The following is a 16,064-nucleotide window of genomic DNA, read 5'->3' on the forward strand; positions in this document are numbered from 1 at the left end:
TCTCCCCCTTAGGTTTGGGCTTTTTTTGACATATAGAAAATTACAAAAGGGGGCTTTAAGTTTTAAGATTTATGGCAAGGATAAGAGAATACTACAGAGACCTCATTGAAAAGCTCAGGCGCTACAAAAGCGACGAGTATATGATAGACCAGTTTATCTACAATGGTTTAAAAGAAATCTCCCAGAAACTGAATAAAGAAGTTGCTGTGATAATGAACAGGAAGGGTAACATTGAAGAGGTTGTAATTGGAGAAAAGGATAAGATAGAGATTGAAGATAAACTTAAGCCTCAGAAAAAAGCAGCCATCATCCATACTCATCTGACAAACCAGTCCAGCCCCTCTATGAGTGATTTGTCAACACTGATTTTGGAAAAATATGATTATATAATGACAGTTTCGCTAAAGACAGAAGAAGCGACTGTAGCGTTTTGGGGTAAAGCACTTAAAGATATTGAAATACTCGGTCCTTTTAAGGTTGAGTATTTCTATGGATTTGACATATCACACAAAATTTCAGAAATTGACCGAAAGCAAAAAGAAAGAGAAAAAATCTATGATATTGATAGTGATAAGATTGAAGAAAAGGCTCTTTTGGTTGATGTGTGGGCAAGAAGTGATTCTGAAATTGACAAATATCTGTTTGATGAACTTGAAAGCCTGTGTCACACAGCAGGTGTAAAGGTAATTGACAGGGTTGTCCAGGTAAGACGCAACATAGACCCTGCATATTTTATAGGCAGGGGTAAAGTGGAAGAGATCTTACAAATATGTCAGCAAAAAGACATTGATGTTGTAATCTTTAACAGGGAGCTGACTCCGGCACAGATAAAGAATCTTGAAGAGGCCCTTTTGAGAAAAGTAATTGATAGAACAGACGTCATACTTGACATATTTGCAAGAAGGGCAAGGACAAAAGAAGGAAAACTTCAGGTGGAGCTTGCCCAGCTTCTTACGCTGCTTCCACGACTTCGTGGAATGGGGACCATACTTTCAAGACTTGGTGGTGGGATTGGCACAAGAGGTCCCGGTGAGACAAAGCTTGAGCTTGATAGAAGACATATCCAAAGACGTATAGAAGAGATCAAAAAGGAACTTGAAAAGGTAAAGAAAAGCAGAGAAATACAGAGAAAAAGTAGAATAGAGAACAATGCCCCGGTTGTTTCTATTATAGGTTATACAAATGCCGGCAAATCAACTTTGATGAACGTACTTTCAAAAGCAGATGTACTTGTTGAGGATAAGCTATTTGCTACTCTTGATACCACAACAAGAAGAGTGTACCATAAAGGTAAAGAGTTTTTGGTTACAGATACAGTTGGTTTTATACGCAACCTTCCACATCATTTGGTAGAAGCCTTTTCTTCAACTCTTGAAGAGGTGAGATATTCAAATTTAATTTTAAATGTTGTGGATGTATCAGACCCGTTCTACTTTGAACACATAAAAGTCTCGGAGGATTTACTAAAGCAGCTTGGTGCTGACAACATTCCTATTATTAGAGTGTATAACAAGATTGATAAAGTCAACTCTTTCGATTTGCACATTTTTGACCGGGTTCCGTCTGTTTTTATTTCAGCTAAAAATAAAGCAGGTATTGACAGGCTTCTTGATATGATTGTTGAGAGGATATAAATAAAGATTTTTCACATTCTAAGATGCTCAAGTTGAATATAATGCATAAAGAGGGTATTATTAATTTAAGGGGGAAATTTTAATTTAAATAAAAAAGGAAAGGGGTTGTCCGCAGTGCTTATTAGAAACTGTGCTGGTGGGGTTGTATTCTATCAGGGCAAAATTTTTATTATGAAAAATGAAAAAGGTGAATGGGTGTTTCCCAAGGGCGTTATCAGGAACGGTGAGATTGCACCTGAGGTTGCTGTAAGACGGGTAAAAGAAGAGGTTGGGATTGATGCTTCAATTCTGTCAACTGCAGGTCAAACAAGTTACGAATTCTATTCGGTGACACGTCAGAAGCCAGTGTGCAATAAAATAGTCTGGTATATCATGGAGGCAAAATCCCCGGAGTTTTTGAAGGAGAATAAAGAAGAGAATGTATATGATGCAGGATATTTTGATATTGAAGAGGCTCTTCAGAAGATTACTTATAGTCAGGATAAGGCTTTGGCTTCCTGTGCGTATCAGCAATACAAGCAGCTTGTGAATATTTAAATTGATGTCTATAATATAATTGATAGAGGCTAAAAGGGGGCTGTCATTAAATCAAAATATGACAGCCCTTTTGCTTCTGCTTCTAACCAGGGAAAATGAGGGCTAAAAAAGGGAAGGGAATGGGGATATGGGCTTTAAAACTATAAGAGAAAACACACGAGCAGAGATTGTAGAAAAAAAATCCAGATTTATTGCCTCAATATTTAGAGTGGAAAATCAGCAGGAAGTGGATTTTTATTTAAATGAAATACGAAAAGAGTTTTACGATGCAACTCATAATGTATATGCCTATACATATGGCATTGAATATCCGGTTCAAAAATACTCGGATGATGGAGAACCACAGGGCACAGCAGGGCTGCCTGTGATGGAGGTTATAAGAAAAAACGGGCTTTCCAATGTTCTGCTGGTTGTTACCCGTTATTTTGGTGGAATACTCCTTGGTGCATCAGGACTTGTGAGAGCGTATACCCAGGCTGCCGCAGTTTGTATTGAAAAGGCAGGAGTTTTGGAGTATCATGAGTGTGAGAAGATAGCCATAACTGTGGATTATCCTGACTATGAAAAAGTCAGGTGGTTGATTGAGAAAAATAGGACTAAAATACTTGAAATAGAATACTCGCAGGTGGTGGACATCCTTGTTTTGGTGAAAGCAGAACATGCCGACGAATTTGTAAAATTACTTTCTGACCTTACAGGGGGTAACTTTTTGGTCGAAAGAAAAGGCCTGTGTCTTGAAGCAATTTAAATACTTCAGGTAATTTTACAAAAAAGGAAGTGAATGGTCTGTGAACAAAAAAGAAAATATGTACAGGAATGCTATCTTTAATCCTTTGAATTTTATCAGGGATGTTTCACTTATAAATAATTTTCCTGCTGGAATAGCAATTTATTTAATTTATCTGGTTTTATTTTCATTGTATGTGTATGTGCAGATTAAGGGCAGAAATGAGATGCTGCCACAAGAATCAGGTCTTATCTTTTTTGCAGATAGAATAATAAACTATGATATTGAGAATTTGAGACTGGCAAAACTTGTAATAAACTTATTTTCAGCAGAAATTTTAAGACTTTTTGTTATGAGCGTAATTTTGTTTATAGTATCCTCAATACTGACAGGAAGAAGAACAAAACTATCCCAGATTACAACAATATTAACAGTATCATACTTAATCCCCTGTTATGTGTTTCTCATAGGAGTTGTATTATCATTTTTGCCTTTGAGCTTTGTGATTTTTAAAGCAGCCGAATTGGCGTTTTTAATATCTTTGTATGAAGCATTTTCAAAAGGTTTTGGTATATCAAGACCGAAAGCATTTGTGAGTTTATTTGTAATTGTTGTAGCTCAGGCACTGCTTTATGTGTATGTACCCTCAGTTTTTCTCACACCATTTTTCATATAAATAATAAATTCTATTTGACATTAATCCTAAATTGAATTTATAATTTCTGTGTACTGAATGCTTTTGTTAATTCATATAAGCTAAGATATTCGTCAAAGGCAAAAATTGAAAATTATTCATGTATACTATACAAACGGGGTAGGTGTGAGATGGATGGCTGGACATTCAAAATGGGCAAATATAAAACATAAGAAGGAAAAAACTGATGCTCAGAAAGCCAAAATTTTCACAAAACTGGGCAGGGAATTGATGGTTGTAGCCAGATTGTATGGTCCTGACCCTGAAGCAAATCCCAAACTCAGAGATGTGATTGCAAAAGCAAAAGCTAACAATATGCCCATGGACAAGATAATGGGGTTTATAAAAAAAGCAGCCGGTGAAATTGACACTACAGGGTACGAAGACATTACATACGAAGGCTATGGTCCTGGCGGTGTTGCTGTAATTGTTGAGGCTATGACAAACAACAGGAACAGAACTGCCGGGGAAATCAGACATATCTTTGACAAAAATGGTGGTAATTTGGGGCAAACTGGTTGTGTATCCTGGATGTTCAGCAGAAAAGGTGTGATTATAATAGACAAAGAGAGTTTTCCTGATGAAGATTTTGTGATGGAGAAAGCTTTGGAGTATGGAGCAGAAGATTTTTCTTCAGAAAATGATATATATGAGATAATAACTTCTCCTGAGGATTTTTCAAGGGTGAGAGAAGGTTTGGAGAGGGATGGATTTACTTTTATAAGAGCTCAAATAGAGATGATTCCCCAGACCACTGTAAAGCTTTCTGAAGAGGATGCCCAGAAGATGAGAAGACTGATTGACATGCTTGAAGACAACGATGATGTAAAAGAGGTATATCATAACTGGGAAGAAGAGTAAGTTTTTATGTATAGCAGTGAGAGTGGCAGGGAATAACAGTAAAAAAGCAGGTATTATTTGGGAATTTTTTAGATGCAAGAATTTATTTTAAAGCTGCCCTTCTTACTGCTATTATTTTATATAAATTGAGGATAACATTTTAATTTTTGCTGAATTGTAGTATAAAATATGAATATATCCTATAGATTAGAGGGATTTTGAATGTTAGAAGACATTCTAAAGATCATGTTTGCAATCTTAGCAGGTGGTCTTATTGGCATTGAGCGCGAAAATGTCCACAGACCCGCAGGCTTTAGAACTCATATTCTGGTGTGTGTGGGCTCTACTCTTGTTATGATGACGTCAGAGTACATTTTTAATGTATACTATAAGGGACATGCCAACATAGACGTTGCAAGGCTTGGTGCTCAGGTAATCTCGGGGATTGGTTTTTTGGGTGCAGGCACTATAATAAAAGATGGTGCTACAGTAAAGGGTTTAACAACAGCTGCAACACTGTGGGCTGTTGCATGTATTGGGCTGGCAATTGGAATTGGCTATTATAAAGGTGCGGCTCTGGCAACAGCTGCTGTATACCTTACATTAATTTTTTTGAAGAAATTTGAAGTGAGATTTGTTTCCAAAGGGATTTTAAGGTCGATTGTTGTTGAGGGGCACAATCTCAAGGATTCAATCCAGAAGATTGATTCTATTCTGTCCGCACATGCTATTGCAATAAAAGACCTTAAATTTATTCATGAGGAGACAGAAAAGATTTATTACAAAGTTCTTGTGCTTCCCGATGCAAACATAAATCAGCTCATTACAGACCTTTATCTTGTAGAGGGAGTCAGCCGCATTTTCTTTGAATAAAAAAGTACTTTTAAAAAAAATGAAGTGTGGTATAATTATCAATCAGAAAATTAAAAAAATAAAAGTGGATGGAGGCAGGGCAGAATAAGGTGACAAAGGAGGACCAGAGCAAAACACCCCTTTTTGATGCTGTAAAAAGACACATTGAGAAAAATATTATACCATTCCATGTGCCGGGGCATAAATATGGAAGAGGTCTTAAAGAGTTTACTGACTTTGTCGGGCAAAACGTCATGCTAATGGATCTGAATGGTATGGAGGATCTGGACAATGCAAACAACCCGATAGGAGTGATTTATGAAGCAGAAAGGCTTTTTGCAAGTGCATTTGGCGCTCAGTATGCATACTTTCTGGTGAACGGGACAACATCGGGTGTACAGACAATGATAATGTCGGCCTGTGAACCTGGCGATGAGATAATATTGCCTCGAAACGCTCACAAAAGCGTGTTTGGGGGTATAATCTTAAGCGGGGCAATTCCGGTGTATGTTCAACCGGAGGTAAATGAAGAGCTTGGCATTACTATGGGTGTGACAATTGAAAATGTTAAAAAGGCAATAATGAAACATCCTCATGCAAAGGCTGTGTTTGTTATAAATCCAACATATTATGGTATTGCAAGTGATTTGAAATCCATCACAAGAACTGCACACAAGTTTGGCATGGCAGTTTTGGTTGATGAGGCGCATGGTGCACATATGGGCTTCCACAATGATTTTCCACTGACAGCAATGGAAGTTGGGGCTGATATGAGTGCTGTTTCAACCCATAAAACGGGTGGTTCTCTTACCCAGAGTTCGGTACTTCTTCTGCGCGGGCACAGAATTCAGCCCGAGACAGTAAAACAGGTTCTAAACCTCACAATGACAACAAGCTCATCCTATATATTGATGTGTTCGATTGACGTTGCAAGAAAACAGCTTGCAATGTACGGTGAAGAGATGCTGGAGGAGACATTGAGGCTTGCCAGAATGGCAAGAGAAGAGATAAACAAGATTGAGGGACTTTATGCATTTGGTAAAGAGCTCATCGGCACCCCTGGTGTTTATGACTTTGATGAGACAAAACTTGGGATCAATGTCCGAAGACTTGGAATTACTGGTTATGAGGCTGAAAGGATATTGAGAGATGAATACAACATACAGATAGAGATGTCTGACCTTTATAATATTCTTGCAATAATCACTCTGGGTGATACTCAGGAGAGTGTGGAAAAGCTAATCGAAGCGCTGCGCGATATGGCAAAGAAACTTGGTGTAAAGGATGTAAAGACCCCAACAATTGTGCTTCACTCACCGCAGGTTATTGTATCACCGCGGGATGCCTTTTACAGTTCAAAGAAGGTTGTTGAGCTTGACAATGCAGTAGGTGAGATTTCTGGCGAGATGGTAATGGCATATCCACCGGGAATACCACTTATTTTGCCCGGTGAAAGAATAACAAAGGACCTTGTGGACTACATTAAGCTTTTAAAAGAAGAGGACTGCCAGCTTCAGGGTACTGCCGACCCGTATGTCAATACAATAAGAGTACTGGGAACTGCTGATTAGAGAAGAGGAGTGTGTGAGTAACTTTTAAAATTTATTTAAGAGAGAGTGTTGATAAATTGCTTAGCCCTTTGGTATATGCTTATATTGGTGATGCAGTGTATGAGTTATATGTAAGAAATAAAGTGATATCCGAAAATCCTGATTTGACTCCTTATCTTTATTACTTGAAAACTACTATGTATGTAAGAGCTTCAAGTCAAGCGATAGCTATAAAAAAATTGTATGAAAAGCTTGATGAAAATGAAAAGTGGATTGTGAAGAGAGGTAGAAATGCAAAGACTAAAACTATTCCTAAGAATGCTAAGTTGAGTGATTACAAATATGCTACAGCCCTTGAAACATTAATTGGGTATTTGTATTTAGAAAATAATATTGAAAGATTGGAATATGTTCTTTCACAAGCATACGAAATAATAACTCAAGAGTACAAAATGATTAAAAACAACTGATTTGAAAATCAATTTTGAAAGGATTGATGAATATGATCACTGGATTAATAGTTCTCCTTTTGATTATTTTATTTTTGCCTTTTTTTGTTAAGGCAGTAGAACACAATTTAGAGTATTTTTTGTTCATAATGGGCATTATAGGTGTTGTTATCTCTAAGCAGATGAGCTTAGATTTATTTGAGCATATCCTTAAAAATCATCTGCTTTATTATATAACTTTTGCTGTTTTAATAGCTGGAATGTTGTTTTTCTTCTTTAGAAATAAAATAAACACAATGATAGAATTATTGACTCGTAGAATTTCTATCCAATTTTTTGTGTTTATTGTAATTATTATTTTGGGATTAAGTTCAAGTTTTATTACTGCCATAATTGCGTCATTGTTATTAACCGAAATAATGCATCACACGCCACTTGATAGGAATACGAAGATAAAGGTTATTGTATTGGCATGTTTTGCAATTGGATTTGGTGCTGCATTGACACCAGTGGGTGAGCCATTGGCAACAATTACTATTTCAAAACTCAAAGCAGATTTTTTCTATTTAGCAAGAGCAGTTGGAGTAGAGATTATTATCACAACACTGTTAATGGCTTTTTTAGCAGCTCTTGTTGTTAAAAAGGCAAGTAAAGTAGATAAAGATGAATTTACTGAAAGTGTAGAAACCATTAAAGATGTGTTTTTGAGGGCTTTTAAAGTTTTTGTATTCGTATTTGCACTTGAGCTGTTAGGGACTGCTTTTAAACCATTAATAGATTTGTACATTATAAAGTTAGATGCCAGAATTCTTTACTGGGTCAACATGATTTCTGCTATAGTTGATAATGCTACCCTGGCAGCTGCAGAAATTTCAAGAGATATGACAGATGAACAGGTCCGAGCAATTATTCTTGGAATGATTATAAGTGGAGGAATGTTAATTCCTGGGAATATACCAAATATAATATCAGCAGGAAAGTTCAAAATTAAAAGTAAAGAGTGGGCAAGGATTGGGGTTCCGATAGGTTTGGTTTTGATGTCTGTATATTTTGTTTTGGTATTTATAATTAAACTGTAAAAAATTTCAAAAAGTTAGGAAAGGAAGATGTAGTTGATGTATGATATTACCAGTATACTACATATTCTTCCACACAGATATCCTTTTTTGCTTGTTGATAGAATAATTGAAATAGAAGAAGGAAAAAAGGCAAAGGGGATTAAAAATGTAACAATAAATGAGCCTTTTTTTCAGGGGCATTTCCCAAAAGAGCCTGTTATGCCGGGTGTTTTAATTGTTGAGGCAATGGCTCAGGTTGGAGCTGTTGCAATGCTTTCAAAAGAAGAGTTCAAAGGGAAAACTCCATTTTTTGCGGGTATTGATAAAGTGAGGTTTAAGAAGGTTGTAAGACCGGGAGATGTGCTTTTGATTGAAACAGAGCTTATATCTCTCAAAGGCTCAATTGGCAAGGCAAAAGCTGTTGCCTGTGTTGAGGGTGAAGTTGTCTGTGAGGGAGAGCTACTTTTTGCAATAAAATAAATTAAAGCAGAAAAGGGTAACCGCTATAACTTCTTGAAAGTTTTTGGGGGTTACCCTTTTACTTTATAACACCTCTTTTATCTGAGCAAAATCTATTATAAGATCATCAAAGATTAAGACTTTGATTTTGTCATCAAAAGTATAAAGTGATGGTGGTAAATAGTCTTGGTTATCTTTTAGTTGATAAACTAAAATGGTCTGGTTTTGTGGATTTACAATCCAGTATTCTTTTACTTTAAATTGGGTGTAAAGATTTAGCTTTCTAATATAGTCATGGGAAAAGTTGTTTTGGGATACCACTTCAATTATCATGTCAGGTGTTCCGATACAACCTTGTTCAGTAAGTTTCTTTTTGTCACATATAATTGAAATATCAGGCTGAACTACATTCTTAGCTTTATTCACCTCATTTCCTTCCTCTACTAAGATGACGTCAAAAGGAGCTGTATAAACCTTGCAAGGTTTTTTATTCTGCTTTATATAGTTTCCAATAATCAGTGTTAATTCAAAGATAATTTCTTGATGTATTCTTGAAGGAGCAGGGCTCATGTTATAAATGACACCATCAATAATTTCCACTCTTTCCTCTTTAGGAAATTTCAAATAATCTTCATATGTCCAGAACTTTGGTAATATCTCTTCCATACAAGATGCACTTCCTCTCTTTAGAATTATATTGAAAAAATTGAATTTTATGTCGCACGTTTTTCCAACTGAGTTTTGGCTTTTATAACCCTTATATCTTCACCAAACAGGTGCAAAAACATGAAATACTCATGAAGCCTTCCCATTGTCTTGTCTGAATAGAGTTTTAAAAGTCCATCAATGTTATAGTTTGTTGTTATAATTGTCTTTTTGTTTGTCATATAGCGTTTGTCCAAAAAGCTCTGGAAAACGCCGTGACAGAACTCAGTGCCTTTTCCTTCATTACCAAGGTCATCTATAATCAAAAGATCCACCTCTTCAAGGCTTTTGTACTCTTCGTCATCCACCTCATCGTACAGCCTCACCATTTTGGAATATTTTTCTTTTAAGATCTCAAAAAAGGCAATGCTGTCAAGGAATATTACCGTTTTTTTTCTGTCAATAATCTCTTTTGCAATACAGTGTGCTAAAAAAGTTTTGCCAAGCCCGGTTGAGCCATAAAAAAGTAGACCTTTTTGAGAAGGCTTGTCAAAATTCTTTACAAATTTTTTCACTTCTTTTATGATATTCAGCATATTCTCGTATGGCGATATGCCCTCTTTTGGGTCTATCTCTTTTGAATAGAATTCAAGGTTAAAATTTTTAAAGTTATGCTCTTTTAAAATGTCCTTCAACTTGCTCTGTTGATATAAAAGTTCTATAAAAAGCTGAGTTCTGCATCTGCAAACTTCAATTCCTTTTTCACCCACCACAAAACCTGTATCTTTGCAAGTTTGGCAGGTATAGCCGGGTTCTAAATAGTCCTTTCCAAGTCCAAGGCTGATAAGTAGTTTTGTCCTCTTTTGAATCAGGTTGTCTAAAACTTTTGTGTACTTTTCTATATCAGCCTGATTCTGAGAAAGAGAAGCCTGTGAAAGTTTTAAGCCAGCTTTTATTATCTTCTGGTTCAAATCGGCAAATTCTTTTGACTTAGAAGATAATTCTGCAATTTTTTTCTCTCTTGCAATCTCAGCATTTTGTCGCCTTTGCTGATATATTCTGTTTATTGTTTCAACTATCTTCTTTTTATTCATCATCGTCATCATCTCTGTTACCTCTCAGAGCTTTTTTATAAAGTTCCTCCAAGGCAGTATATGTAGAGGGGTCCCTTTCTTCGTGGGTTACTTTTTTGGAAGCTGTTTTTTTATTCTTTTCTCTTTTCTGAGCATTTTCAAGCTCAAACTTCTTGATTGACTCTAAATCTCTGAGCCCTGCCTCATACCATCGTTTTATTATACCATTTACATAGTTAACGGTAGGATTGTTGACATTTTTTATAAGACTCAGTGCATACATTATTACCTCTTCGGGCATCTTCCAGTCATTTATCCAGACGTTCATTATCTCATCTTCAACCTTGGTAGGAGCTCTGTTGTAAATTCCAAGGTTTTGAAGCACAAGTCTTTTTATTCTGCCGGTGCTTTCCTGAAGCCTTATATACTCCTCAGCTTTCTCGATACTATCTATGTTCAGTTCCTTCCACTTGATGGCAATCTGCTCGAGGTATTTCAGGTTCTTATTGTTCTTGTTTATTGTAACATAGTTGATGAGAAGATATATAACCTCAATAGGGAGTTTTAACCAGTCGTAAATTTCAAGAAGCACATCTATATCGTTTTTATTGAATGTTCTGCAGTACTGCTTCTGGGCAAATTCCAAAAGGTTTCTGAACTTCTCATCTGTCTCAAAAAATCTTGATAAATCGTCTGTTGTGTATACAGGAGGTGTTGGTTTGGTTTCAGCAGTTTCAAAATCAAGTTTTTCGTCAAAAAAGTCAACTGTGATGTTTCCATCTGTATCTTTTGAAATCTTTATAAGTTTCCTTTCAGCCCAGAATTCAATGGCTTTGATTACATCGCTTTCAAGAAGATTCAGGTCCTGAGCTATTTTATTTACTTCGATAAAATCCACTTTGTTTTGCAGCAAAAACTTCAGGTAAATATATACCTTTACAAACTCACCGTCTGAAAAAGGCATATGGTTTTTTATAAAGTCATGGGTTATCACAACAAAGTTTTGTACCTTCTGTTGAAAAAAAAGCTTCATACCTGTAAAATGCCCCCTTTTTGTGATAAAATAATTTTATCACAAATTGAGCATTATTTTTATACCAAAAAAATGAATGAATACACTAATATGGAGGAAAAAAATGGGTTTTAAAGTTAGCCTGCTGTCGCACACGCCGGAACCAGAAAAGGTTGTTGCAACGGCTGCAAAGCTCTGCTATTCAAATACATCTGTGGAGAATATTTTTGACAGGCTTGATGATGAAGCAATAAAGAACTTTCTGAGTTTTTTGGTTGAGATAGGGCACCAGTCTCCGCTTGAGCATGTTAGCTTTACTTTTGGAATAGAGGGTGTTAGTAGGAGCTTTACACACCAGCTTGTGCGGCATAGAATTGCTTCATATTCCCAGCAGTCGCAAAGGTATGTAAGGCTTGATGGCTTTGAATATGTAATTCCACCGAGTATAGAAGAAGATGAAGAGTTAAAAACAATCTTTGAGGATACCATGAGAGAGATTGCAAGAACCTACAGAGTTTTGACAGAAAAGCTTCAGGAAAAACACAGAGCTGCTTTTGTAAGTAAAGGTTTTAGCGATAAAGAAGCTTTTAAAAGGGCTGAGAAAATGGCAATTGAAGATGCAAGATATGTTTTGCCAAACGCATGTGAGACAAAGATAATCATGACAATGAACGCAAGGGAGCTTTTGCATTTTTTTGGTGAGCGTTGCTGCAACAGAGCACAGTGGGAAATAAGAAGTGTTGCTGATAAAATCTTGGAGATAGTAAAAGAGGTTGCACCAAATATTTTCAGGTTTGCAGGACCAAAATGTATAAAGCTTGGATACTGTCCCGAAGGGAAGTTTTCCTGCGGGGAGTTTGAACAGGTGAAGAAGAAATACCTTGGAAAGAGGGAAAAAGATGAGAACAATTGAGGGCAAAAATCCTGTGAAAGAGGCGTTGAAGGCAGGAAGTTCTATTGCAGAGGTGTATGTGTCAAATACTGCAAAGGATAAAACCATTTCAGAGATCATAAATCTTTGCAAGCAAAAAGGTATAGTTGTAAAATTTGTTGACAGAAATAAGATTGACAGAATGGCAAAGACCAAAAACCCACAGGGAGTAATTGCAATTGCTCAGGAGTACAGATACTATGACATAGATGACATCTTGCTTGAAGCATCAGGAAGAGGCGAAAAACCTTTTCTGGTTTTGCTGGATGAGATTACTGACCCTCACAATTTCGGCTCTATTATAAGGTCTGCACATTTGTGCGGTGCACATGGGATTGTGATTGAAGCGAGAAACTCATGCCCGATTACCCCGGCTGTTGAAAAGGCTTCAGCGGGTGCAATTGAGTATATAAAGATTGCAAGGGTTGTCAATTTGAGAAGGACAATTGAGGAGTTAAAACAAAAGGGTATCTGGGTGTATGCAGCAGATAACAATGCTACACAACTTTTATTTGATTGTGACTTCAAGATTCCAACATGTATTATAATTGGTTCTGAAGGGAAAGGCATTTCAAGACTTGTTAAAGAAGGTGCTGACTTTTTAATAAAAATCCCCCAAAAGGGTAAAGTCAACTCTTACAATGCTTCTGTTGCTGCCGGGATTATCTTTTTTGAGGTTTTGAAACAAAGAATTCAAGAAGGAGAAGGAAAAGGTGCACTTGATAGTTGATGGATATAACTTTATAAATGCATGGAGTTATTTGAGAATGATTGCTGAAGATGATCTGGAAGCAGCAAGGAAGAAGTTGATAGATATTCTGGCTGACTTTTCTGGCTATAAAGGTTATAGAATAACCGTTGTTTTTGACTCGCATCTGGTCAAAGGTGCCCGGCGAAAGAAAGAGGTTATAAATGATATAGAGGTGGTATTTACAAAAGAGGGTGAAACAGCTGATAACTACATAGAGAAGTATGTTTACAAAAACGCAAGCATTGAGAAGATAACGGTGGTTACATCTGACTACTTAGAGCAGCTTATGATTCTGGGCGATGGAGCCATCAGGATGACCCCAAGAGAGCTTATTTACCAGTTAGAGAGTTATAAAAAGGAGCTTGAAAGAAAAGCAGGCGAAAAAACCTTAAAAAAAGAGAGAGTGGAGGATGCACTTGACTGCTCTGTTATCAAAAAATTGGAGAAATTTAAAAAGAAATTGGACCAAGCTTGATATGTTTTATGGCAATAATATATAATTATGATGTGGGAGAATATCTTGATTGAAATTATTTTACAAAAAGGCTTAAAAAATTAAGGAGGCTTTTGCCTTGACATCACAAAAACAGCTACTGAATTTCAAAGACTGTACTGATGAAGAGCTTGTAAGGTATTCAAAAGAGGGTATAAAGGAAGCTACAGAAGAGCTTCTAAACAGGTATCAAAATTTTGTAAAGGCAAAGTGCAGGGTATATTTTCTGATCGGTGCTGAAAAGGACGATATTTACCAGGAGGGTATGATAGGACTTTTTAAAGCTGTACGTGATTTTGATGAGAGCAAATATCCCACTTTCAGGTTATTTGCCGAGCTTTGCATTACAAGACAGGTGATAACTGCAATAAAAACTGCAAGCAGGCAAAAACATATCCCTCTTAACACGTACATATCCCTGAACAAACCTGTGTATGAGGAAAATGATGAAAGGACGTTGCTTGACACTATTGCAAATTCTCTAATATCTGACCCCGAGGAGGTTATGATTACAAAAGAGGAGTTTGAAAACGCGTTAAATGTTATCACGGGGTGCTTGAGCCCTTTTGAAAACAGGGTTTTAAGCCTCTATCTTGAGGGAAGGAGCTATCAGGAAATTGCCGAGATGATTAACAAGGATGTAAAGTCTATTGACAATGCGCTTCAGCGAGTTAAAAAGAAGATTGAAAAATACTTTGGAAGTATGCATAACCAGTGATGTAAGTGGTCAATAAATGTTTGCTGTAAGGATATGTGTTTGAAAAAGATGGTCATGTGGTTTTTACTGGCCATCTTTTTTTTGTTTGTTGTAAAAATTTTAAACTATATTATAATATACTTGTCCAATTTTTTTAGAAGGAGGTCAAAATAAATATGACAAAGATAACCTTTGGAACAGATGGCTGGCGAGGTATAATTGCTGACGATTTTACATTTGATAATGTAAAAATAGTTGCTCAGGCAATTGCTGATTATGTTTCAGAAACTTACACTGACCCGAAAATAATCATTGGTTATGACTATAGATTTCACTCCGAAAACTTTGCAAAGATTTGTGCAGATATTTTAACTTCAAATGGTATTCAGGTGCTGTTTTCAAAAAATCCAATTCCCACTCCGGCTGTTGCACATGCAGTTGTAAAATACAAAGCAAGCGGGGCTATTATGATAACAGCAAGCCATAATCCCTACTATTACAACGGTATAAAGTTTATACCTCATTATGGTGGACCTGCAAATACACAGATTACAGATAGGATTGTAAAGAATGTTGAAAGAATTCAAAATAGTGGGATTTCAGAAATAAATCCGGATTCCAGCCTTGTTGAGTTTTTTGACCATAAAGAGGAGTATTTAAATGATTTGCTTGCGTTAATTGACAGAAGTGCGTTTGAAGGCAGGAGGTTGAAAGTGCTTGTAAATCCAATGTATGGCTGCGGGATAGGGTATGTTGACGAGGCACTGAGAAGGCTTGGATGTGAAGTAAAGGTAATCAATAACCATCGTGACCCACTTTTTGGCGGGCATTTACCCGAACCAAATTTGGAAAACATGAAAGATTTGCTTGAAATTATTAAGACAGAAGAGTTTGATCTGGGTCTTGCAACAGACGGCGATGCCGACAGGTTCGGTGTTGTAAATCCAGATGGAGAGTTCATATCAGCAAACCAGGTAATATCCATGCTGACCGATTACCTGATAAACACAAGAGGCAGGGCGTCATCGGTTGCAAGAACAGTTGCAACAACCTCTATGGTTGACAAGATTGCAGAAAGACATGGTATGAGATGCATTGAGACACCGGTTGGATTTAAGTACATTGCAGAGTGTCTTATGAAAGAGGATAGTTTGATTGGCGGGGAGGAATCAGGTGGACTTTCTATAAAAGGACATGTGCCAGAAAAGGATGGAATTTTAGCAGACATTCTTGTTGCAGAGGCGGTTGCCAGACTTCAAAAGTCACCCAAGGAGATTCTGGATAAAGTTGAATCTGAATATGGTAAACTGTATAATAAAAGAATTGATATCAGAACAACTCACAGCAAAAAACAGGAAGCACTGGAGAGGATAAAAAATTTCGGCAAAGACAGCGTGGCTTCTCTGAAGTGTCTTGAGTACAGAACAAGAGATGGTCTTAAGGTCATTTTGGAAAATGAGGCATGGTTTTTGGTAAGGGCATCTGGCACGGAAGATTTGATTAGAATATATGCAGAGAGCAGGGATATGGATACGCTTGAGAAGATACTTTCTGAAGTAAAGGAATACTTAGGGCTGTAAACAAAAAAAGGGAATAAATTAGTTTATATATGAGGAATAAAGAGGAATAAAATTAGAAAGTTTATGAATATATAAATTTACA

Annotated in this window: 18 protein-coding genes; 15 read left to right on the forward strand and 3 right to left on the reverse strand. The window is 36.6% G+C overall.

Features of this window, described 5'->3' with window-relative positions; all coding sequences use genetic code 11:
* The first annotated feature begins 71 nt into the window (after positions 1–71).
* The 10 genes from hflX to fabZ all read left to right on the forward strand — a co-directional run bounded on the left by hflX (position 72) and on the right by fabZ (position 8,821).
* Positions 72–1,634 carry a GTPase HflX gene (gene hflX, locus OTK00_RS03135; protein ID WP_045170266.1) on the forward strand — a complete coding sequence of 521 codons (1,563 nt, stop codon included), beginning with the start codon at positions 72–74 and terminating at the stop codon, positions 1,632–1,634.
* A 114-nt stretch (positions 1,635–1,748) separates the two neighbouring features.
* Entirely contained in the window at positions 1,749–2,171 is a 423-nt protein-coding gene (locus OTK00_RS03140; protein ID WP_045170265.1) for an NUDIX hydrolase, read from the forward strand.
* 127 nt (positions 2,172–2,298) lie between these two features.
* Complete coding sequence (locus OTK00_RS03145) at positions 2,299–2,919, forward strand: YigZ family protein (RefSeq protein ID WP_045170264.1); 621 nt, start codon at positions 2,299–2,301, stop codon at positions 2,917–2,919.
* Between the two features lie 40 nt (positions 2,920–2,959).
* Entirely contained in the window at positions 2,960–3,574 is a 615-nt protein-coding gene (locus tag OTK00_RS03150; protein ID WP_045170262.1) for a hypothetical protein, read from the forward strand.
* Between the two features lie 153 nt (positions 3,575–3,727).
* On the forward strand, positions 3,728–4,453 hold the full coding sequence (locus OTK00_RS03155) for a YebC/PmpR family DNA-binding transcriptional regulator (protein WP_045170261.1): 726 nt from the start codon (positions 3,728–3,730) through the stop codon (positions 4,451–4,453).
* Between the two features lie 201 nt (positions 4,454–4,654).
* Positions 4,655–5,305 (forward strand): MgtC/SapB family protein, encoded by a 651-nt coding sequence (locus OTK00_RS03160; protein WP_045170260.1) that lies wholly within the window; start codon positions 4,655–4,657, stop codon positions 5,303–5,305.
* Positions 5,306–5,373: 68 nt separating this feature from the next.
* Positions 5,374–6,855: an aminotransferase class I/II-fold pyridoxal phosphate-dependent enzyme gene (locus OTK00_RS03165; protein WP_045170259.1), complete on the forward strand. Its 1,482-nt coding sequence runs from the start codon at positions 5,374–5,376 to the stop codon at positions 6,853–6,855.
* 56 nt (positions 6,856–6,911) lie between these two features.
* A complete protein-coding gene (locus OTK00_RS03170; protein WP_082054660.1) occupies positions 6,912–7,304 on the forward strand; it encodes a Mini-ribonuclease 3 in 393 nt (130 codons plus the stop codon).
* A 32-nt stretch (positions 7,305–7,336) separates the two neighbouring features.
* Positions 7,337–8,362, forward strand: coding sequence for a DUF1646 family protein (locus OTK00_RS03175; protein WP_045170257.1), 1,026 nt, complete (start codon positions 7,337–7,339; stop codon positions 8,360–8,362).
* A 36-nt stretch (positions 8,363–8,398) separates the two neighbouring features.
* A complete protein-coding gene (fabZ, locus tag OTK00_RS03180; RefSeq protein WP_045170256.1) occupies positions 8,399–8,821 on the forward strand; it encodes a 3-hydroxyacyl-ACP dehydratase FabZ in 423 nt (140 codons plus the stop codon).
* Between the two features lie 63 nt (positions 8,822–8,884).
* On the opposite strand, the gene OTK00_RS03185 is transcribed toward fabZ, so the two are convergent.
* Genes OTK00_RS03185 through OTK00_RS03195 form a run of 3 tightly spaced genes read right to left on the reverse strand, consistent with a single transcriptional unit; the run spans position 8,885 to position 11,551 of the window.
* Positions 8,885–9,466, reverse strand: coding sequence for a Uma2 family endonuclease (locus tag OTK00_RS03185; protein WP_045170255.1), 582 nt, complete (start codon positions 9,464–9,466; stop codon positions 8,885–8,887).
* A 47-nt stretch (positions 9,467–9,513) separates the two neighbouring features.
* Positions 9,514–10,548 (reverse strand): ATP-binding protein, encoded by a 1,035-nt coding sequence (locus OTK00_RS03190; protein ID WP_045170512.1) that lies wholly within the window; start codon positions 10,546–10,548, stop codon positions 9,514–9,516.
* A complete protein-coding gene (locus OTK00_RS03195; RefSeq protein ID WP_045170254.1) occupies positions 10,532–11,551 on the reverse strand; it encodes a DnaD domain protein in 1,020 nt (339 codons plus the stop codon). The genes OTK00_RS03190 and OTK00_RS03195 overlap by 17 nt, the downstream gene beginning before the upstream one ends.
* A gap of 103 nt (positions 11,552–11,654) precedes the next feature.
* Between OTK00_RS03195 and thyX the strand changes: the two genes are divergently transcribed.
* The 5 genes from thyX (at position 11,655) to OTK00_RS03220 (ending at position 15,982) form a co-directional block, all read left to right on the forward strand.
* On the forward strand, positions 11,655–12,443 hold the full coding sequence (thyX, locus tag OTK00_RS03200) for an FAD-dependent thymidylate synthase (RefSeq protein ID WP_045170253.1): 789 nt from the start codon (positions 11,655–11,657) through the stop codon (positions 12,441–12,443).
* Positions 12,430–13,191: a 23S rRNA (guanosine(2251)-2'-O)-methyltransferase RlmB gene (gene rlmB / locus OTK00_RS03205; RefSeq protein ID WP_045170252.1), complete on the forward strand. Its 762-nt coding sequence runs from the start codon at positions 12,430–12,432 to the stop codon at positions 13,189–13,191. The genes thyX and rlmB overlap by 14 nt, the downstream gene beginning before the upstream one ends.
* Complete coding sequence (locus tag OTK00_RS03210) at positions 13,175–13,687, forward strand: NYN domain-containing protein (protein ID WP_045170251.1); 513 nt, start codon at positions 13,175–13,177, stop codon at positions 13,685–13,687. Before rlmB ends, OTK00_RS03210 begins: the two co-directional genes overlap by 17 nt.
* A 97-nt stretch (positions 13,688–13,784) precedes the next feature.
* Positions 13,785–14,423: an RNA polymerase sporulation sigma factor SigH gene (locus OTK00_RS03215; protein WP_045170250.1), complete on the forward strand. Its 639-nt coding sequence runs from the start codon at positions 13,785–13,787 to the stop codon at positions 14,421–14,423.
* Positions 14,424–14,578: 155 nt separating this feature from the next.
* Positions 14,579–15,982 carry a phosphoglucomutase/phosphomannomutase family protein gene (locus tag OTK00_RS03220; protein ID WP_045170248.1) on the forward strand — a complete coding sequence of 468 codons (1,404 nt, stop codon included), beginning with the start codon at positions 14,579–14,581 and terminating at the stop codon, positions 15,980–15,982.
* The last annotated feature ends 82 nt before the right edge of the window (positions 15,983–16,064 follow it).

The organism is Caldicellulosiruptor morganii, assembly GCF_026810225.1.
Classification (GTDB): Bacteria; Bacillota; Thermoanaerobacteria; order Caldicellulosiruptorales; family Caldicellulosiruptoraceae; genus Caldicellulosiruptor; species Caldicellulosiruptor morganii.

Excerpts from the sequence above, each read along its gene's own strand:
- hflX (WP_045170266.1), top strand. The coding sequence starts at position 72 with ATGGCAAGGATAAGAGAATACTACAGAGACCTCATTGAAAAGCTCAGG.
- OTK00_RS03145 (WP_045170264.1), top strand. The coding sequence starts at position 2,299 with ATGGGCTTTAAAACTATAAGAGAAAACACACGAGCAGAGATTGTAGAA.
- OTK00_RS03155 (WP_045170261.1), top strand. The coding sequence starts at position 3,728 with ATGGCTGGACATTCAAAATGGGCAAATATAAAACATAAGAAGGAAAAA.
- OTK00_RS03160 (WP_045170260.1), top strand. The coding sequence starts at position 4,655 with ATGTTAGAAGACATTCTAAAGATCATGTTTGCAATCTTAGCAGGTGGT.
- OTK00_RS03165 (WP_045170259.1), top strand. The coding sequence starts at position 5,374 with ATGGAGGCAGGGCAGAATAAGGTGACAAAGGAGGACCAGAGCAAAACA.
- OTK00_RS03175 (WP_045170257.1), top strand. The coding sequence starts at position 7,337 with ATGATCACTGGATTAATAGTTCTCCTTTTGATTATTTTATTTTTGCCT.
- fabZ (WP_045170256.1), top strand. The coding sequence starts at position 8,399 with ATGTATGATATTACCAGTATACTACATATTCTTCCACACAGATATCCT.
- OTK00_RS03185 (WP_045170255.1), bottom strand. The coding sequence starts at position 9,466 with ATGGAAGAGATATTACCAAAGTTCTGGACATATGAAGATTATTTGAAA.
- OTK00_RS03190 (WP_045170512.1), bottom strand. The coding sequence starts at position 10,548 with ATGACGATGATGAATAAAAAGAAGATAGTTGAAACAATAAACAGAATA.
- OTK00_RS03195 (WP_045170254.1), bottom strand. The coding sequence starts at position 11,551 with ATGAAGCTTTTTTTTCAACAGAAGGTACAAAACTTTGTTGTGATAACC.
- thyX (WP_045170253.1), top strand. The coding sequence starts at position 11,655 with ATGGGTTTTAAAGTTAGCCTGCTGTCGCACACGCCGGAACCAGAAAAG.
- rlmB (WP_045170252.1), top strand. The coding sequence starts at position 12,430 with ATGAGAACAATTGAGGGCAAAAATCCTGTGAAAGAGGCGTTGAAGGCA.
- OTK00_RS03220 (WP_045170248.1), top strand. The coding sequence starts at position 14,579 with ATGACAAAGATAACCTTTGGAACAGATGGCTGGCGAGGTATAATTGCT.